The organism is Actinomadura luzonensis, from assembly GCF_022664455.2.
Classification (GTDB): Bacteria; Actinomycetota; Actinomycetes; order Streptosporangiales; family Streptosporangiaceae; genus Nonomuraea; species Nonomuraea luzonensis.
This window is the reverse complement of sequence record NZ_JAKRKC020000001.1, coordinates 3,261,016-3,279,794: the sequence shown is the minus strand read 5'-3', so window position 1 is coordinate 3,279,794 and position 18,779 is coordinate 3,261,016. Positions and strand designations below refer to the sequence as shown.

The 18,779-nt window shown below is 71.8% G+C and carries 16 protein-coding genes; 2 read left to right on the top strand and 14 right to left on the bottom strand.

Going from position 1 to position 18,779, the window contains the following annotated elements; genetic code table 11:
• Positions 1-5 precede the first annotated feature (5 nt).
• Positions 6-422 carry an NUDIX domain-containing protein gene (locus MF672_RS16000; RefSeq protein WP_242376373.1) on the bottom strand — a complete coding sequence of 139 codons (417 nt, stop codon included), beginning with the start codon at positions 420-422 and terminating at the stop codon, positions 6-8.
• Positions 423-482: 60 nt separating this feature from the next.
• Positions 483-686 carry a hypothetical protein gene (locus MF672_RS15995; RefSeq protein WP_242376372.1) on the bottom strand — a complete coding sequence of 68 codons (204 nt, stop codon included), beginning with the start codon at positions 684-686 and terminating at the stop codon, positions 483-485.
• Positions 687-692: 6 nt separating this feature from the next.
• On the opposite strand from MF672_RS15995, the gene MF672_RS15990 reads away from it, so the two are divergent.
• A complete protein-coding gene (locus MF672_RS15990) occupies positions 693-1,088 on the top strand; it encodes an NADPH-dependent FMN reductase (protein ID WP_242376371.1) in 396 nt (131 codons plus the stop codon).
• Here the strand turns inward: MF672_RS15990 and MF672_RS15985 are convergent.
• The 8 genes from MF672_RS15985 to MF672_RS15950 all read right to left on the bottom strand — a co-directional run bounded on the left by MF672_RS15985 (position 1,085) and on the right by MF672_RS15950 (position 10,270).
• Positions 1,085-1,471 (bottom strand): hypothetical protein, encoded by a 387-nt coding sequence (locus MF672_RS15985; protein WP_242376370.1) that lies wholly within the window; start codon positions 1,469-1,471, stop codon positions 1,085-1,087. The genes MF672_RS15990 and MF672_RS15985 overlap by 4 nt on opposite strands.
• A 60-nt stretch (positions 1,472-1,531) precedes the next feature.
• Entirely contained in the window at positions 1,532-2,413 is an 882-nt protein-coding gene (locus MF672_RS15980) for an RNA polymerase sigma-70 factor (RefSeq protein ID WP_242376369.1), read from the bottom strand.
• Positions 2,410-3,579 carry an NAD(P)/FAD-dependent oxidoreductase gene (locus MF672_RS15975; protein WP_242376368.1) on the bottom strand — a complete coding sequence of 390 codons (1,170 nt, stop codon included), beginning with the start codon at positions 3,577-3,579 and terminating at the stop codon, positions 2,410-2,412. Before MF672_RS15975 ends, MF672_RS15980 begins: the two co-directional genes overlap by 4 nt.
• Before the next feature lie 102 nt (positions 3,580-3,681).
• Complete coding sequence (locus MF672_RS15970) at positions 3,682-4,932, bottom strand: threonine/serine exporter family protein (RefSeq protein ID WP_242376367.1); 1,251 nt, start codon at positions 4,930-4,932, stop codon at positions 3,682-3,684.
• 33 nt (positions 4,933-4,965) lie between these two features.
• The gene (locus tag MF672_RS15965; RefSeq protein ID WP_242376366.1) at positions 4,966-6,225 is read right to left on the bottom strand and encodes an arginine deiminase; all 1,260 of its coding nucleotides are present in this window, start codon (positions 6,223-6,225) and stop codon (positions 4,966-4,968) included.
• 54 nt (positions 6,226-6,279) lie between these two features.
• Positions 6,280-7,725: a basic amino acid/polyamine antiporter gene (locus MF672_RS15960; RefSeq protein WP_242376365.1), complete on the bottom strand. Its 1,446-nt coding sequence runs from the start codon at positions 7,723-7,725 to the stop codon at positions 6,280-6,282.
• Positions 7,722-9,242: a Na+/H+ antiporter NhaC gene (gene nhaC / locus MF672_RS15955; RefSeq protein WP_242376364.1), complete on the bottom strand. Its 1,521-nt coding sequence runs from the start codon at positions 9,240-9,242 to the stop codon at positions 7,722-7,724. The genes MF672_RS15960 and nhaC overlap by 4 nt, the downstream gene beginning before the upstream one ends.
• 419 nt (positions 9,243-9,661) lie before the next feature.
• Positions 9,662-10,270 carry a helix-turn-helix domain-containing protein gene (locus MF672_RS15950; RefSeq protein WP_242376363.1) on the bottom strand — a complete coding sequence of 203 codons (609 nt, stop codon included), beginning with the start codon at positions 10,268-10,270 and terminating at the stop codon, positions 9,662-9,664.
• A 120-nt stretch (positions 10,271-10,390) separates the two neighbouring features.
• Between MF672_RS15950 and MF672_RS15945 the strand changes: the two genes are divergently transcribed.
• Positions 10,391-11,209 carry an MBL fold metallo-hydrolase gene (locus MF672_RS15945; protein WP_242376362.1) on the top strand — a complete coding sequence of 273 codons (819 nt, stop codon included), beginning with the start codon at positions 10,391-10,393 and terminating at the stop codon, positions 11,207-11,209.
• Between the two features lie 96 nt (positions 11,210-11,305).
• Here MF672_RS15945 and MF672_RS15940 read toward each other — a convergent pair whose 3' ends face one another.
• The 4 genes from MF672_RS15940 to MF672_RS15925 are packed head-to-tail and all read right to left on the bottom strand — an operon-like array spanning position 11,306 to position 18,643.
• A complete protein-coding gene (locus MF672_RS15940) occupies positions 11,306-14,029 on the bottom strand; it encodes a S8 family serine peptidase (RefSeq protein WP_242376361.1) in 2,724 nt (907 codons plus the stop codon).
• Position 14,030: 1 nt separating this feature from the next.
• Positions 14,031-15,227, bottom strand: coding sequence for a hypothetical protein (locus MF672_RS15935; protein ID WP_242376360.1), 1,197 nt, complete (start codon positions 15,225-15,227; stop codon positions 14,031-14,033).
• A 9-nt stretch (positions 15,228-15,236) separates the two neighbouring features.
• Positions 15,237-16,364, bottom strand: a complete 1,128-nt coding sequence (locus MF672_RS15930; RefSeq protein WP_242376359.1) for a S8/S53 family peptidase — start codon at positions 16,362-16,364, stop codon at positions 15,237-15,239.
• The gene (locus tag MF672_RS15925) at positions 16,361-18,643 is read right to left on the bottom strand and encodes a hypothetical protein (protein ID WP_242376358.1); all 2,283 of its coding nucleotides are present in this window, start codon (positions 18,641-18,643) and stop codon (positions 16,361-16,363) included. Before MF672_RS15925 ends, MF672_RS15930 begins: the two co-directional genes overlap by 4 nt.
• Between the last annotated feature and the right edge of the window lie 136 nt (positions 18,644-18,779).

Genomic DNA, 18,779 nt, shown 5'->3' with positions numbered 1-18,779 from the left:
CGCACTTACAAGTGCGTCCATCCGCACCAGGCCGGCCTGTGGAACCACGCCACGGCGTCGTGCTCGTCCGGCGCGGCGTTGACGGGTGTCCCGGCCCACTTGTCGATCAACCAGATCTGCATGGCGAACGTCGCCGTCCGGATCTCGTGCATCGGCGGGCCGGACGGCTCCGAGACCGTGATGCCCAGCTCCTCCCGAAGCTCGCGGACCAGGCTCTCCTTCGGATCCTCCCCCTCCTCGACATGACCGCCCGGCAGGTCCCACACATCGGGATACCAACGGCGTCCGGCGCTTCGATGACACAGCAGCACCCGATCGCCGTCGCGAAGAACGGCCGTCACGATCCGGACGGGACCGGAGCCGGCAGCGGAGATCGTCATCGGCACATTCTGACCCATGCGGGCATGCGTCCGGTCGCTCACGCGCCAATCCAGGCGGCGGGGTCAGGAGGAACGGCTCCCGGGACTTCGCCCGGTAAGGGGTCAGTCTGTCGAGTGCGCGGTTCCCGCAGGGCGGCGCGTCCACCCTGTGGAGGCCGTCACAGGCCGGTCGGGATGGCCGCGGCGCACGCGCGGGTCGTGGTACTGCGTGGACAGGACGATGTGGGTGTCCATCTGGCCGTGCTTGCCGATCTGCTCCAGGACACCTTCGAGATGCGCCAGTGAGGAGGCCCTGACCTTGAGCATTGAGCAGTGCTGCCCGCTCAGCTTGTCGACCTCGACCCGCCATTGCTGGATGAGGTGATGCCGGCCTTCGACGCCTACGTGTTCGTGACGCCCGAGTACAACCACTCGACCTCCGGCGCCCTGAAGAACGCCCTCGACTTCCTGTACGCCGAATGGAACAACAAATCAGCCGGATTCGTCAGCTACGGCGTCAACGGCGGCACCCGAGCGGTGGAGCACCTGCGGCTGATGATGGGTGAACTGCAAATCGCCGACGTACGCGCTCAGGTCACGCTCAGGCTGCTCACCGACTTCAGGCCGGCGGCGCAGCAGGAGAACGCGGTCGACACCATGCTGGACCAGGTCATCGCCTGGGGCCTGGCACTGCGGCCACTGCGCGGGCCCGCGCTCGGCCGAGGCTAGCGGCGCGTCCTGGCCCTCGCGCCGGCGCCGCTGCCCTCCGTCCCTCCCAGCAGGCGATGGCCGCACGCCGTCATGGCGTTCGGCATGGCGGCGGGGCATCTGGGCGACCTGTTCCTGCCCGCCGCGCAGAGGCCGGTCACCACATCCAGGACTTCGTGATGATGCCCATCCTGTTGGTGCTGACGGCGTTCGACGACGCCGCTGTCGCCGGCGTTCCGCCCGGACACGCACTGCGCCCGGCTCATCCGAGTCCTGCCCAACCGGGGCAATCGGGCCTCGGCCGCAAAGTGGGCGATCTGACTCGGCGAGTACGCCTCGCGCAACTCGCGCTCCGAGATGGTCCGCTCGAATCGCGGATAGGCCGTCTTGTCGATCGACGCCATCGGGGGCACAGCTGACCGCGTCCGTCCGAGCCCGCAGGCAGGGCGAGGTCTCACGGCCGGCTATCGGCTGATCTGACGTGGTGCCGCCAGCGCGAGGAGTTTGTCCGGATTGCGGATCGCGTAGAACTGGGTGATCTTCTCGTCGACGACGTCGGCCAGGAAGACACCCTCCAGGTGGTCGCCGTTGTAGGCGACGAGGGCGGGCGCGTTGTTGCAGTTCACGAGCTCGATCCGCAGGTCCGGGCGGACGATGCCCAGCAGCAGCGCGGCCACCTTCTCCGCGCCCACCACCGGCCGGCGCACCGCGATCACCTTGCCGCCGCCGTCGGCGGTCCAGGTGACGTCCGGCGCGAGCAGCGAGAGCAGCCCCTCCATGTCGCCGGTGGTCACCGCGGCCATGAACCGCTCGGTGACCCGCGCCGTCCTGGCCGAGCCGGCGGGCTCCGAGCGCTTGCGCCGCGCCCGCACGTGCTCCCGGGCCCGATGCGCCACCTGACGCACCGTCGCGACCGATCTGCCCACCGCTGAGGCGATCTCGTCGTAGTCGAAGCCGAACACCTCGCGCAGGACGAACACCGCCCGCTCATAGGGAGTGAGCGTCTCGAGCACCACCAGCATCGCCATCGACACCGACTCGGCGAGCACCACGTCCGCCGACGCGTCGTGCTCGTCGAGCAGCAGCGGCTCCGGCAGCCACACGCCGACATAGTCCTCGCGCCGGCGCGCGCCGGCCCGCAACGCGTTGAGCGCCTGGCGGGTCACCAGCCGCGCCAGATACGACTTGCTGTCACGGACCGTCGCCAGGTCCACCTCCGCCCACCGCAGGTAGCTGTCCTGCAGCACGTCGTCGGACTCCGTCGCCGAGCCGAGTATCTCGTAGACGATCGCGAACAGCAGCGGCCGCAGCAGGGTGAACCGTTCGGCGTGCTCGTCGGTGCTCATGCGGACGCCGCCGTCGGCACGGCCCGCGGCCCGCTCTTCTGCCACACGACGGCACCCGGGCTGCGGGCCTCCATGCCGATCCCCGTGACAGCCTTCCGGCAGAACTCCTCCTTGATCTCGGCGGCCCGCCGCCCGTCGACGCAGGTGTCCAAGGGGGTGTCGTCCGCGTGGGCGGGCTGCATCGTGGCGGCGTGCCGGCCCAGGCTGATGATGGATCCCTTGAAGGCCTGGTCGATCACCGCCGGTGCCGTTCCCGCGATGCGGCTCAGCACCGTGTCGGCGGCCTGCACTCCGAGCGGGACCGCGGCCTGGCAGCTCATCCGCAGCGGCCGGCCCGACGGCGAGGCGGCGTCACCCGCCGCGACGACGCGGTCGTCGTCGACGCTGAGGAGCGTCTCGTCGGTGAGCAGCCGGCCGAGCTCGTCGACGCGCAGCCCGCTGGCCGCCGCCAGGCCCGGCACGCCGAAACCGGCCGTCCAGACGGTGAGCGCGCTGTGCCGTACCGCTCCGTCGGCCAGGACGACCGCGTCCTGCCGGACCTCGGCCACCGCGTTGCCCTTCAGCACGGTGACGCCGTGCTCGGACAGCCACGTCGCGACGGATCGGCGGCCGGCCTCGCTGAGCGACGGGGCCAGGCGCCCGCCGCAGACCAGGGTGACCGTGCGTCCCTGCTCGGCGAGCTCCGCCGCGGTCTCGATGCCGGTCAACCCGCCGCCGGCCACGGTGACCGCGGCGTCGGCCGGCAGCTCCGCCAGCCTGGCGCGCAGCCGCTCGGCGCACTCGAACTCGGCGACGGAGTAGGCGAACTCGGCCGCGCCCGGCACCGAGGCGGGGACCGCGCCGGTGCTGCCGACCGCGTAGATGACGTAGTCGTAGTCCAGCGCACGGCCCGATGCCAGCTCCACCCTGCGGGAGGCGGTGTCGATGCGGGTGGCGTTGTCGACCACCAGCCGGATGCCGTCGCCGAGCAGCGTGCCGTAGTCGACCGAGGCGTCGTGGTCGCCGGCCACGAACTGGTGCAGCCGGATCCGTTCGACGAACTTCGGGCGGGCATTGACCAACGTGATGTCGACATCGGTGCGCAGCTGGAGGTGGTTGGCCGCGACCGTTCCCGCGTAGCCGCCGCCGATGACCACGATCTTGTGGGGTGTGCTGTCGTTCGTCATGCCCTCAAGACACCGCCGACCCGCGCGACGTGACGTGACGTGGCGCACATGCCGTCACGGCCCGCCCTCCGGGGCGTCCGGCCTCGCGTCCTCCGCGCCGCCTTACGCCGTGCGATGGAGAGCGCGCAGGACGTTGACGCCCAGGATCACGCCCGCGCCGATGGCCAGCGCGGCCGACAGGGCCTCGATGAGGAAGTGCGTGCCGCCGGTCACGTCGCCGAGGTTCAGCTTCAGCATGCCCCGGAACAGCACCGAGCCCGGCAGCAGCGGCCCGATCGCGGGAATCACGAACACCATCGGCGGCACCCGCACCCGGTTCCCGTACAGCGATCCCAGCACCCCGATCGTGGCCGCCGCCACGGCGGTGGCCAGCACGGACGGCCAGCCCAGCCAGCGGAGGCAGACGAAGACGCACCAGATGACCAGGGCGCCGACGGCCGCCGGCGGGATGTGCCTGGGCGGCACCCGCAGCGCCACCGCGAACGTCAGCCCCAGCATGAACGCCCCGAACAGCTGCGGCGCCGACAACGACAGCGGCGCCGAGGGCGCGTCCTCCACGCTGATCGGCACCTTCGCCTGGACCGCGAAGGTGAGGACGAGACCGATCCCCGACAGCACGGCCGTCACGACGAACACCACCTCCGACAGCCGGGCCGTGGCGGTGACGTACTCGCCGGCGATGCCGTCCTGCACGCAGGCGACCAGCGACCGGCCGGGCAGCAGCGCGATCACCGCGCCGACGACGATCGCCGAGGCCCGGACGGGCACCTGCTGCCAGATCATGAGCACCGCGGCCGCCGTCCCGACGGCCGCGGCCACCGCTGTCTGGAAGAACTCCGCGACGGCCCGCCTGGCGAGCCAGCTGCCGGCGCGGTCGCCGAGCAGGGTGGCGACGAACGCGGCCAGCGCCACCACCGGGCCGCCGCCGGTCAGGACCGCCGCCGAGGCCGCGACCAGCGCGGGCGCCGTGGCCGCCGCCCAGGGCGGATGGACCGGCGCCGGCCGGTCGATCCTGCGCAGGCGGCGGCGGGCCGTCGCCAGCGGCAGCTCGTCCGCGACGATCTCGCCGACCAGGTCGTGCAGCGCGACCAGGTGGGCGAAGTCCGGCTCGCGCCTGCGCACCCGCCGCTCGGCGGTGACGGGCAGCCCGCCGTCGTCCGGGACGTCCGACAGCGTCAGCGCCGACAGGTTCACATCTACCTCGATGCGACGCACCCCGTACGCGCGGGCGACGGCGCGCATGGCGTTCGTGACGCTCTCGGTGCTCGCTCCGCTCCCCAGCATCAGCTCGCCGACGCGCAGCGCCAGGCTGATCGCGCGGTTGGCCTCAGCGTCCCGGGCAGGCTCGGACATGCGCCGCACTCGTCCGTCGGCGGGCCGCGGCGTTCACACGGGGTCGCGCTGGACGGGGCAGGTCATGCAGTGGGTGCCGCCGCGGCCCTTGCCGAGCTCGAAGCCCTCGATCTCGATGACCTCCACGCCGTGCTCGCGCAGCTTGCGGTTGGTGAACTGGTTCTTGTGGTAGCCGACGACCACCTCCGGGGCCAGGGCGAAGAAGTTGTTGCCGGAGTCCCACTGCTCGCGGGCCTGCTGGTAGTCGTCGCCGCCGGTGGGCACGATGTCCAGGCGCGGGATGCGCAGCGCGTCCTCCAGGGCCGGCAGCAGGCCCCGCTCGCGGTGGACGTCGAGGGTGCCGCTCTTGTCGCCGGGCCGCAGGCTGTAGGCGACGGCCGCCTCCAGGAACGGCGGGAAGGCGCTGGCCTTGTCGGCGTCCAGGAAGGTGAAGACGGTGTCCAGGTGCATGTAGGAGCGCGCCTTCGGCACCTCCACGGCGATGACCCGCTCGGCGGCGCCCGCGGCGAACATCGACAGGGTCAGGTGCTCGATCGTGCGCGGGTTGGTGCGCTCGCTGATCCCGATCAGCACCGTCGCGTTGCCGATGGGCATCATGTCGCCGCCTTCCATGGCGGCGTTGCCGAAGGACTCCTCGTTGAACCGGTCGTCCTCGCCCGCGTAGGGGTACCAGTAGGAGAAGTCCTCGCTGGCGAACATCGGATGGTGGTGGTAGATGGTCGACTGGTTCATCGTCTCCAGCAGCCGGACGTGGAAGTACATCGGGTTGAGCGACACGCCCCCGTACAGCCAGGCCGCGGGATCGCGCTGGTAGAGCGAGTTGGGCAGCGCGGGCAGGATGAAGTCACGCGGGTGGCCGGCGGCGGCCACCAGCGAGTGGCCGTCCAGCTCCGCCACGCCGAACTCCTCCTTGGTCAGGCCGCCGATGAGGTGCCTGGCCAGCTTGTCCCCGCTCCAGCCGGCCAGGGTCTCGCGGACGCCGTCCACCAGGGCCGGGCCGACGGTCAGGTGGGTGACGGCGTGCTCGACGGCGCGCTGCTTGGCCTCGAAGCTCGCCTCCAGCGCCTGGGCGAGCAGCTCGTGGTGGTAGTACACCTCGACGCCGCGCTCGCGCATCACCCGCACGAAGGCGTCGTGCTCGGTCTGCGCCTGCTCGACCCACAGGATGTCGTCGAACAGCAGGTCGTGGTTGTTGGTCGGGGTGAGCCGGCGCAGGGACAGGTCCGGCCGGTGGACGATGACCTTGCGCAGGACGCCCACCTCGGAGTGCACCCCGAAGGGCTGATCGCTCATGACCGCTCATCCTCTCTGTCTGTACGGCTCTGTCTGTGCGGCTCTGTATGGGGCTCAGATGGTGATGCGGCCGGTCACCAGGCCGGTGATGCCGAGGAGCGCCCCGGCGGCGACGACGGCGAACAGGATCAGCTCCGGGACGGAGAAGGGACGCAGGCCGCGTTCCCGGCGCGACAGGACGAACAGGATGGTGCCGGGCGCGTAGACCACGCACGACAGCAACACGAACGTCGGCCCGGCCGCGACGATGAGGAACGCGGTGTAGACGGTGGCCAGCGCCGCGATCGTCAGGTCCTTGCCCCGGCCTCTGGGGGTGTCGTCGTAGGTCTCGCCGGTGAGGGCGAGGCGCAGCGCGTACCCGGCGGCGAGCAGGTACGGGATCAGCGACAGCGCGCTGGTCAGCTTCAGCGTGAAGGTGAAGGCGTCGTCGGAGAACAGGGTGACGGCCAGCACGGCGGTGATGAGCGCGCTGGTCATGACGAGCGCGGCGACGGGCACGTTGCGCTCGTTCTCGCGGGCCAGGAATACCGGCATGTCGTGGTCCTTGGCGGCCACGAACAGCACCTCGGCCGCCATCAGCGTCCACGCCAGGTACGCGCCCAGCACCGAGACGATCAGCCCGCATCCGATCAGCGCCGCGCCCCAGGTACCCACGACCGACTCCAGCACGCCGCCCATGGACGGCTGGCGCAGCTGCGCCGTCCGGTCCTTGGGCAACGCGCCGTAGGACAGGATGGTCACCGAGGCGAACAGCGCGAGCACGGCCAGGAAGCCGAGCACGGTGGCCCGGCCCACGTCCGCGCGCCGCTGGGCGTAGCGGGAGTAGACGCTCGCCCCCTCCACGCCCAGGAACACGAACACGGTCACCAGCATGGTCGCCCTGATCTGCTCGAACAGCGCGCCGGGGGTGCGGGCGGCGCCGGCCCACAGGTTCGGGCCGAACACGTCGCCGCGCAGCGCCACCGCCAGGATCACCACGAACAGCAGGATCGGCAGGAGCTTGGCGACCGTGACGATCTGGTTGATCCTGGCCGCCTCGCGCACGCCGCGCATGATCATGAAGTGGAAGGCCCACACACCGATCGCCGAGACCGCCACGGCGGCGATCGTGGCGCCCTCGCCGAACGCGGGGATCACCGCGCCGAGGGTCGACTTGATCAGCACCCAGTACGAGACGTTGCCCACGCACGCGCTGGCCCAGTAGCCGAAGGCGGAGAAGAAGCCCGGGTACTCGCCGAACCCCGCCTTGGCGTAGGCGTACACGCCGGCGTCCAGGTGCGGCTTGCGCACGGCCAGCGTCTGGAAGGTGAAGGCGAGCATCAGCATGCCCGCGCCGGCGATCAGCCACGCGCCGACGGCGCCGAGCACCCCGGTGGCCTGGGCGAAGTTGCGCGGCAGCGAGAACACGCCGGCGCCGACCATCGACCCGACCACCATCCCGGTCAGGATCGGCAGCGACATCTTCCGCGCGCCCTCGGTGTGCGTGCCGGTCTGGGTCACGACGGTGGCCGGCCCGTCACGTCCATGTCGGGGGCGAGCTCCGCCGGGAGGCGCTCGATCCGGAAGCCGGTGATGCCGTACACCACGCTGAGCAGCGGGCTGGCGAGGTTGAAGAAGCAGAACGGCAGATAGGCGAGGGTCGGCACGCCCAGCACGGCGGCCATGAACGCCCCGCAGGAGTTCCAGGGCACCAGCGGTGAGGTGACCGTCCCGCTGTCGGCGGCCAGCCGCGACAGGTTCGTCGGCGCCAGGCCGCGCCGGGCGAACTCCGCCCGATAGATCCGTGACGGCAGCACCAGCGCGATGTACTGGTCGCCGGCGATGAGGTTGAGGCCGAAGGCGCTGGCGAAGACCGTCACGAACAGCCGGCCGGTGCTCCTGGCCGCCCGCACCATCGGCTCGATGAGCCGGTTGAGCAGCCCGAACTCCTCCAGCACGGTGCCGAACGTGACCGCGCCGATGATCAGCCACAGCGTGGGCAACATGCTGTCCATCCCGCCGCGCGACAGCAGCCGGTCGACGTCGGCGAGGCCGGAGCTCTTCTCGAACCCGTTCGCCATGGCCCGCCAGATCGCCTTGATCCCGGCGGCGACCGGGTTCAGCGCGGGCTCGGCCACGAACGCGCGGATCACGGCGGGCTGCGTGAAGATCCCCACGATGCCGGCGAAGATCGCCGCCGCCATGAGCGCCAGCGTGGCCGGCACCTTGCGTACCGACAACACGACCAGCAGCAGCAGCGGCAGCAGGTTCAGCGGGGTGATCCAGTAGAGGTGGCCGAGCGCGTTCAGCTCGCTGGCGGTGTCGCCGAGGCCCGTCGCGGCCCGCCCCCAGACCAGCCCGATCAGCAGGAACAGCGCGAAAGCGAGGACGAAGGCCGGCACGGACGTCCAGGCCTGGCGCTTGATGTGCTCATAGACGTTCACGCGGACCATCTGCGCGGTCAGCACGGTGGTCTCCGACAGCGGCGACAGCTTGTCCCCCAGGTACGCGCCCGAGATCACCGCCCCGGCGGTGATCGGCGCCGACACCTCCAGCATGGTGGCGATGCCCACCAATCCGACCCCGATCGTGGCCGCCGTGGTCCAGGAGCTGCCGATCGACATGGCCACGACGCCGCAGATCAGCGCGGCGGCGGCGTAGTACCACCCCGGCGACAGCACCTGGATCCCGTAGTACACCAGGGTCGGGATCGTCCCCGACATGTTCCAGGTGCCGATCAGCGCGCCCACGGCGAGCAGGATGAAGACCGCGCTGGTGATCGACGACAGCGCCCGCTGCCCGCTCGCCTCGACCTCCTCCCAGCGGTGCCCGTTCTTCAGCACCACCAGCATCGCGACCAGCGCGCACAGCACGAGCGCCACCTGGATCGGGCCGTCGAGCGCGTCCAGGCCGAACAACGCCAGTGACCCGCCGACCAGCACCACCAGCGTGACCAGGACGATGACCAGATCGGCCGACGACGGGGCGCGCGCCTCCCGGCCCGCGTCCTGCTGCCCGCCGTCCTTCGGCACTGCCACCCCTCGCGGCCTGGGGCCCGTCGGCCCGCTGCTCACCGCCCGGCCGGTCCTCCGCCACCGCGCGGAAGGGAACATGCCGGACTGGCGGTGAACTACCCGCGCTCTACTCGCAGAATGGCCACAACCGGGTCAAGTTCCCTCTAGGCTTGGGCCGCTTGGTGGAAGGCCGGGCGCCTCGGCCACCGCCTGCGTCGGGGACGCGCAGGCCGGATTCGCCGTCGAAGAGCACCTCCCGGTTGTCGGGGAAGTGCCGGAAGAACGTGCGTTCGTTGAGCCCGGTCCGGGAGAGCGCCGAGCAGGACGGGCCCGATCGCGACCGGGATCGCCGCCGTCCCGAAGATCACGGTTTCATCCCCATGCTCATCGCCACCGCGCGAGAGACCGGCGTGTCCGCGTACGTGGAGGACGGCGCCAACCGGTCACGTTCTGCGCGAGATGACCATGACGTATTCGCAGGGCGCGTCTGTTCTGTTGGCGAAGCCGTGGTCCGCGTCGGCCTGGAAGAACATGGAGTCGCCTGTGTTCAGGGTCTCGCTGATCCCGCCGATCGCGACCGTGAGGGTGCCGTCGAGCACCAGGAGTTGTTTTTCCGTACCCGGCGGATACGCGGGCAGCAGCCCGGTGGAGACCTGAGCGGGGAGATGGTGGACGATCATCTCGGCTCCTGTCGCGCCCGGGGCCGCTGACACCATGTGCCGCTCGAAGCCGGTTTCCGGGTCACGGAAAACCGGACGGTCCTTCTTGCGCATGACAATGGCCGCACCGGACGCGGCGGGAGCCGGAGCACCGATCAGGTCCGACAGGGACGCGTCGAGCGCGTGGGCGATCCTGGACGCGACGCCAATCGTCGGGCTCTTCTCGCCGCGTTCGACCTTGGACAGCATCGCCCGGCTGACCGACGACCGGACGGACAACTGCTCCAGCGTCAGCCCCGCCTCCTCGCGGCGTCGCCGCACGTTGGCGCCGAACGCGCCGGCCAGGTCGTCGCCGTGCTGTGTTTCGGGCGCGTTCGCGTCTTGCCGGACCACCGTGCTCCTCGGTCGTTGAATGCCGTCGCTGCCCGTAGTGTAGTGTCTCTCCTAAAGAAGAATGATTCTTCTATCAGAGACGCGCGAAGAGTGACGTGCGCCCGACCTGACGGAGGTTCCATGCGTTTGATCTCGAGCGGCCGGCTCCATGCCACGTTCGAATTCGGCGACCTGCGGGTGATCTCGTTGCGAGACGGGTACATCGACATGCCGCCGACCCGGCTCCGCGACGAGGACGGGCGCCCGCTCGATGAGCTGCCGACCACCGTCCCGCTGGCCGGCGGCGACTTGCGGCTGTCGGTGAACGCCTTCTTCGTCACCGACGGCACGCGGTCGATCCTCATCGACACCGGCGCGTCCGACGTCTGGCACGACCCCACCATGGGATTGATCTACGACGCGCTCGACGAAGCGGGCATCGACCGCGCGCAGGTCACCGAGGTGGCCATCACCCACCGGCACGAGGACCACGTGAGCGGCCTGGTCGCCCCGGACGGTTCGGAGGCGTTCACGAAACTCGAGCGCGTGTGGATCGGCGCGGGCGACCTCTCGGTGTTCACCGGGCGGCTCGAACCGATCCGCGACCGGGTCGTACTCGTGTCGGAGGAGGTCGCGATCAACGACTGGACCACCGCGGTCCCGACACCGGGCCACACCCCCGGTCACACCGTCTACGACGTCAGGAGCGGCACCGGCCACCTTCTCGTCTGGGGCGACACCGTGCACGTCCCCACGCTCCAGTTCGACCAGCCGAACGTGTCCTGGGAGCTCGACGGAGACCAGGCCCAGGCCCGCGCCGCACGGGCGGCCCTCCTCCAACGACTGACCCGACCGCACCATTTCGTGGCCGGCGCCCACCTCGACTCACCCGGCATCGCCCGCGTGACCCCCTCCGGCGACGGTTATGCGCTGGAATACCTCGCGCCGCCCATCGGCTGATCGAACCCGCGAGTTCATCCGGCCCGCACTGTCGGCCCACCGGCTGCCCGATGGGGTGCGGCGCCCCCGGCGGTGAGCCGCCGGGGGCGCGGGCGGTCAGGAGGTCGCGAGCTTCACGTCGAGCCCGGTGACGCGGTCGGCGGTGACGGTGGCGGTGGCGGTCCTGGCGGCGTAGCCGCTCTTGGTGACGGTCACCTCCCGGGCGCCGGTCCCGGAGGAGAACAGCCAGTAGGCGCCGGAGGCGTCGGTGGTGGCGGTGCGCCCGCCGGAGGCGACCGCCGCCCCCTGTACGGGCTTGCCGGTGGCGGCGTCGGTGACCACGCCGGTCACCAGGCCGCCCCCGGTCTTGTGGCAGGCGCGGTCGCCGACGTAGACGTCGTCGATGGCCCACCAGCCCGAGCGGTTGCCCCGGTAGTGGAAGCGGACCTGGGCCTTGGCCTTGCCCGCCGCCTGCGGGATCGACACCACCTGCGCGGCCGGGCCCGCGGCGCCGGGGAAGCCCTTACGGGTCCACACCGTCGCCCAGGTACGGCCGCCGTCCAGGCTGAGGTCGGCCCAGGCGACGGAGTTGACGGCGGCCTTGAGGTCGCCCGCGAACTCCAGCACCGGGCTGGTGTGCTGGGCCAGGTTCAGCACCGGGCCGGTCAGGTAGGTGTCCTGGACGTGTCCCTTGCCGGAGTGGTCGGAGTCGACGATGGCGAACCTCCCGCTCCCGCCGGTCCTGTTCTCCCTGGCGCCGGGGTTGTCGAAGACCCAGCCCGGCTGGTGGGTGAATCCGGGGAAGCCGGGATCGACGTCGGTGACCTGCCAGCCGGTGGGCTTGCCCGAGCTGAACAGCTCGGGCGTGCCCGACCTGCTCGCGGCGTAGCCGGGGGCCACGCACGCGAGTGCGGCGGGCAGGGCGGCGTCCACGGTCTGGTCCTGCGCCCCCAGGCTGACCTGCTTGTCGATCGGGTCGTAGCCCGGCACCGCCGGGGTGATGCGCAGCGTGTAGGTGGTGGCGGGCAACAGGGACAGGGACCAGCGGCCGGTGAGCGCGTCGGCGGTGGCGTCCCAGGTGTGGCCCTGGCCGTCGTCGGCGCTCACCTTGGCGCCCAGCGGCCAGCCGTGGCCCGAGCCGTCGGTGAGCGTGCCCGACAGGGTCTTGCGCTCGGTCGGGGTGAGCGGGACGTCCTGCTCGGTCGAGCCGTCCTTGGGCACCTGGATCGTCGCGGTGGCGTCCTGGTAGCCGTAGGCGCTCACCTTGAGCTGGTAGTCGCCGGCCAGCAGCCTGAAGGTGTACGCGCCGTCCTCGCCGGAGGTGGAGCGGCGGTTGAGCTGCCCGCTCAGCGCCACGGTGGCGTCCTTGAGCGGCTTGCCGGTGGCGGCGTCGGTGACGGTGCCCGACAGCGTGCCGAGGCCCTGGGCGCCCGCCCGCACCAGCGCCAGCGCGTCCAGGCGGCCCTCGCCGTAGACGTTGTTGTCGGCCGCGTCGCCGCCGCACTGCGGGTCGGCGGTGTCGATGGCGGTCAGGTCCAGCAGCGTACGGGTGCCCTCGATGTCGCGGGCCAGGGCCGGGTCGGCCGACCACAGCAGGGCCACCGCGCCCGACACGTGCGGCGCGGCCATCGAGGTGCCCGACATCGTGGCGTAGCCGCCGCCCTTGACCGAGGAGCGGACGTCCACGCCGGGAGCCGAGATGTTGGGCTTGACCTGCCCGTCCTGGCCGTCGCCCCGGCTGGAGAAGGAGGCGATCGTGCCGGTGCTGTCGTAGGCGCCCACGGAGTAGTTGAGCGTCCGGCTGCCCGGAGTGCCGGAGGTGCGGCAGTCGGGTCCTTCGTTGCCGTTGGACCACACGCCGAAGATGCCCGAGGCCGCCCACGCCTGCTGGACCTCCTCGAACATCGGCTCGTTGGAGGGCAGGTCGCTGCCCCAGGAGTTGTTGACGATGTGCGGGCGCTTGGCCGGGTCGGGGTTCTGCCCGGCCGCGTCGGTGGGCGCCAGCAGCCACTGGCTGGCCCGCATCAGGTCCAGGTCGGCGCAGCCGCCGCTCTGGCATCCGCTGGCGGCGATCCATTTGGCCTTGGGCGCGACGCCGATCTGGTCGCCCTTGCCGTCGTCGCCCGCCATGGTGCCCATGGTGTGCGAGCCGTGGCCGTGGCCGTCGCACGGGCCGGGTTCCTTGCAGTTCCCGGCCGCGTCGTACCAGTTGTAGTCGTGGGTGAAGGTGCCGTCGCCGTTGTTGCCGCGGTAGGAGCCGACCAGCGCCGGGTGGGTGTACTCCACGCCGGTGTCGACGTTGGCCACGACGATGTCCTCGCCGCGCGCGCCGTACTGCTGCCACACCTGGTCGGCCTTGATGTCGGCCACGCCCCACGCCACGGCGGCGGCCGTCGCGGCGGCGGCCCTGGTCTCCACCGGCAGGGCCACCGGGTAGGTCCTGGGCGCCCTGACCTCGCTCACGCCGTCCATCTTCGCCAGTTTCTCGGCCAGGCTCAGGGGGACGTCGCGGACGTACACGGCGTTGGCCGCCCAGAACGTCTCGCTCTTGCGGCCCTCGGCCTTCAGCAGCTTGCGCAGCGGGGCCTGCGAGCGGTCGGCCGTGTCGCGCAGGGCGCGCACGACCTGCTCGCCGCGGGCGGTGCGGGTCCTGGCCCGCTCGGCGCTCCTGGTGTCGGCCCGCTCGGACAGCAGCACCCACAGGTCGGTACGGTCCTTGGCGGCGTAGGCCGCCCGCACGTCCCCGCGCAGCGGGCCGGGGTCGTCGGCCGCCGCCACCGGGGCGGGGGCCAGGAGGCAGCCGGCCAGGACCGCGCCCACCGCTAAAGTGATGATCTTCATGTCAGCGTCCTTCGCAGCTCAGGTGCGCGACGAGCGGCTGCGAGGTGGACTCCCAGCCGCTGCCGTTGAGGATCTGGCCGGTCGCCCACACGTCCTTGGGCCCGGAGCCGGTCAGCGAGGCGTAGATGTACACGGAGCCGGGCGGCTGGACGCCTTCGGGCCGCACGTCCGTCCAGGACGTGCCGTCCCAGTGCTGCAACGGGGGTTGCGTCGAGCCGTCGGCCGGCGACATCGCGGTGATCCACACGTCGCTGGGGCCCGCCGCGTAGACGGTCATGGGCATGGTCCAGGCCGCCGACGGCGTGGCCGCGCTGCTCCAGGACGTGCCGTCCCAGTGCAGCGCCACGGGGCCGAAGACGTCGCCCTTGCGCTCGAAGCCGACGGCCCAGACGTCGTCGGAGGCGCGAGCGCTCACGGAGACGAGCTCGGCGAGCACCCCGGGCGCGCCGGGCAGCTCCGTCCACGCCTTCCCGTCGTAGTGCAGGATCAGCGACTCGATCCGCCCGGGGTCGGTGAACTGCCTGCCGACCGCCCACACGTCGTCGCGCGAGCGCGCGGACACGGCACGCAGGGTCGCGTTGGCCCTGGTCCGCGCCGGGTTGTCGATGTTCTTCCACACCCTGCCGTCCCACTGCTGGATGGCGGCGCCGGCGGAGTCCGCGCTCTGCGTGGTGTACTCGCCGACGCTCCACGCGGCCGAGGGCGAGATCGAGTCCATGCCCTGGAGGTTGGGCCTGCTCACCGTGGGATCGGGGGAAGGCGCGGTGGGCACGAAGGTCCACCGCCCGCCGTACAGGCGCGCGAAGACCGGGATGCCGCTGCCGTAGGTGTCGCCGTAGCGGAACTGGTAGCGCGCCCAGCCGCTGGAGTTCGAGTCGAAGGTCGTCTCCCAGGCGCCGCCAGGGGCCATGGCCGCGTGCGGGATCTGCTGGCTCAGGAGCCTGACCGACCTGCCGTCCGAGGTCAGGGTGGCGGAGGTGCGGTCACCCTCGGTGGTGAGCATCACCTGCTTGGACGAGACGGACGAGGCGTGGGCCACCGAGTAGCCGCCGTCGGGGATGGCGGGCACGTCGAGCAGCTTCCAGGCGGGGGTGCACGTCGGGGCCGCTGTGGCCGCGCCGGTCGTGAGCCCGGTGGTCAATGTCGTGGTCAGTGCCGTCGCGGCCAGGGCGACCGCGGTTCTGCTTAGGTTGCGCACGCATGCTCCTCAGAAGGCGCCGATGCCGTTGGGGACGCCCATGCCGGTGGGCCCGTCGTATCCGCGCCTGGCGGTGCACAGCGGCGCGCCGCCGCAGGACCCGTTGGCGCCGGAGGTGATGTCGAACAGGTACTGGCCGGAGCCGTAGAGCTTCTGGCCGGGCACGATGTCCTGGCCGTTGTCGCCCAGCGCGTACACGCCGGCGATCAGCGCGGCGCTGATCGGGGTGCCGCTGACGCCGATCCAGCCACCCCAGGAGGTGCTCTCGTAGAGCTGGACGGGCGAGCGGGCGTCACCCACCGCGGCCACGTCGGCGACCGTGCGCTTGGCGCCGCACTGCCCCTTCGGCTGCCAGGTCGGGCGCGCCTCGTACACCGAGCAGCCCGAGCCGGACTCCGAGGAGGCCATCTCGCTCCAGCCGCGCGCGTTGCCCGGGTCACGCCACAGGACGGTCGCGCCCACCGCGATCACCGATCCGTAGGCGGCCGGGACCAGCTGCCTGCCCACGCCGCTGCCGAACCCGGAGCCGCCGCCCGCGACGATCGGGACACCGGGGTGGTCGTAGTGCGCCGCGTCGGCCCGCTGGCCGGCGTACTCGTAGGAGCCGCTCATCACCGCGACCGCGTCGGCGCCCTGGGCGACCGCCTGGTCGACCGCGGCGCCCAGATTGGCCGGCGTCTCGTCGTCGGCCTCGACCAGCAGCAGCTTGCAGTTGGGGCAGGTGGCCGAGCCCATGTCGAGCCCGGCCGCGACGTGCAGCGCGTAGCCGTTGTGGGTCAGCGGCCGGTCGGCGCCGCCGCGCTGGTTCACGTGACGGAAGCAGGGGAACACCTCGTCGCACAGCGGCAGGTCGTTGCCCTTGCGGTACTCGTTCAGGTCGCGCTCGGCGGTGGGATGGCCGTACGGCACCACGACCGCGAGGGTCTGGCCGCCGCCCAGCCAGGACGAGGGCAGCTTGTAGGCATCCTGCAGGTCGGCCGCCCTGAGCCCGCCGCTGACGTCCTCGTCGGGCTTGGCGTTGACCTTCAGCAGGCAGTCGGGGGTGCGGCAGTCGTCGGCGGCCTGCGCCGACGTCGGCGCGAGCAGGGTCAGGCCGAGCACGATCGCGGGGAGCAGCCGGGAGATGATCACGGTCACTGGTCCTTCGGTGCGAGCCGGTAGGCGCGGAGGTTGGTCTGCTCGACGGCGTTGCCGTCGCGGTCGACGGCCTTGATCCGCAGGGCGGCGTACTCGCCGCCGCCAGGGGCGGCGAGGGTCGTGGTGAAGCGGCCGTCGCGGCCCCGGGTCGCGGGCTGGGGCTGCGACCAGGTCGTGCCGCCGTCGTAGGAGACCGAGACGGTGGCCTTCACCCCCCTGGGGTCGGCCTGGTACTGCTGGTGCCGCACCGTGAAGGCCACCTCGAACGGCCGGTCGGCGGGGGTGGCGCCGGCGATGTCCAGCAGCAGGTCGGGCCGTACGAACAGCAGGGGCAGGAACGAGCAGCGGCGGGTGGGGTCGGGCGCGCACTGCGCCGAGTCGGGCAGGTCGGCCGCCCGGTCGCGGCTCGTGGTGCGGAAGGTCCAGTCGGTGGTGCTGGTGGCGTCCTCGACGCCGGGGTTGTCGCCGGTCACCTTCAGCCGGTACTCGGCGGGCTCAGGCAGCAGCGGCAGGTCCAGCAGCTGCGTGAGGCGCAGGCCGTCGCCCCGGGTCGCCGAGGTGAAGGCGAGCGCGCCGTCCCGGTAGAACTCCACCCGCGCCAGGCCGTCGAGGGCCGAGCGGTAGTGGCCGGCGGTGGAGTCGGCGTACGGGTTGAGGTACAGCAGGGCCAGATCGTCCTGCCGGCAGGCCACGCACACCTGCCGCAGCGCGCTGGTGACGTTCGTGTCGGGCGTGCCCTGGAGCCCGATCAGGGCCTCCTGCGTGTACGGCGCGCTGCTGGAGGGCACCTGCGGTCCCTTGTTCCAGGTCTCGGCGACGCGCTGGCCCGGCCGGACCAGCCGGCGCTCCCCCAACAGGCGCAGCCCCAGGTCCGGCCGCAGGATGGGCTCCCAGACGACTTCGCCCGGGGCGTTGCTGTACCAGTAGTCGGTGCGCTTGCCGCCGTCCAGGGGCGCGGTGACGCCGAACGTGGTCTGCGTCCACGGCAGGTAGACCATGCTCAGGAGCTCCTGGTGCTGGGACGTGGCCCCCGGGGTGTTGTGGATCGTGGACTCCACCGTCGTCAGGTCCGCGCGCCTGACCGTGCGGGTGAGCGAGGCCGGCACGCCGCCGGGCTCGTGGAAGGCCGCCTTGTACGTGGGGTCGTTCCCGCCGGGACCGCCGATCGAGGTCATGGCCAGGAAGTCCAGGCTGCCCTTGGTGACGCGCCTGGTCGGGGTGGCGTACAGGGTGTGCACCCCGAAGTCCCCTCCGGACACCAGGCGCATGAGGAACAGTGCCGTCACCGAGTTGCCGAAGGGCGGGTTGCCGACCTGCTCGCCCTGGACCGTGGTGCGGTTGTAGGTGATCAGGTCGTACTGCGTGCGGCCGGTCCCCGGCACGCCCTCGAACGTCGCCTCGTACGGCACGGCCTTACGCGCGTCCAGCGTGAGCGACAGGTCCTGCTCGACGGAGAACTCCGGCTCGATCACCAGGGCGCCGGTGGAGCTCAGGTCCCCGACCGGTCCGGTCAGGACGCTGGCCTCGATGCTGTAGTCGCCCTCCGGCACGCTGAAGACGGCTTCCGAGGTGCCCTCCACGCCGCTGCCCACCTGGAACAACGTGAACGTCGGGTCGTCCAGGCTGTGGATGGTGCCGAGCATGACGCCGGGCTTGCCGTCGCGGTCGACGGAGTCGACGGTGACCGTGTGGTAGTCGGGATAGTCGCTCCGCGCGGCCGTCGGGCCGGCCATCGGGTCGGCGGGCAGGGCGGGGGCGCCTTGCGGCGGGGCCAGCGTGATGCGGCCGGCGCCCGGCTTCTGCCCGGCCTTCCACCTGCCGGCCAGCTCCCGGCCGAAGGCTTCCGCGTCCTTCTTGGGCAGGCTGCCGGACTGCCGGCCGAGCGTGGCCACGCCGCCCGCCTCGACCTTGACCGGCAGGGCGTCGGCGTGCGCGTCGTCCAGTCCCGCGCGTACCAGGTAGCTGACGTTGAACAGGCGGACGTCCAGCGTGGCGCCCAGGAACGGGGCGGCCTCGGCGGGGATGACGTACTCGTCGCCGTTGAGGGCGAGCTGGGTGAACACGCCGTCGCCCGGGTCGATGACGGTGGAGCCGCCGGTGGGGTCCACCAGCACCTTGTCGCCGGTGACCAGCGTGACCGTGGTGGGGGTGGTGGCCGTGGCGGCCGGCCCGGTCGCGGCTTCCTGGGGGGGTTCTGTCGCGGCTCTGGCGGTGCCGAGCCCGGTGAGCAGCGTGAGCGCGAGGCAGGCCGCGCCCAGCCGGGAGGGGGATGTGATCATGCCTTGACCCAGCCGTCCTTGTCGTCATCGCCCTCGGGCGCGAGGTCCTCGACCTCGTCCTCGGTGGGCACGTCCGTAACGGGCTCGTCCTCGGCCTGGTGTATGTCGGGCATGCGATGATCGTGACGAACGCGAC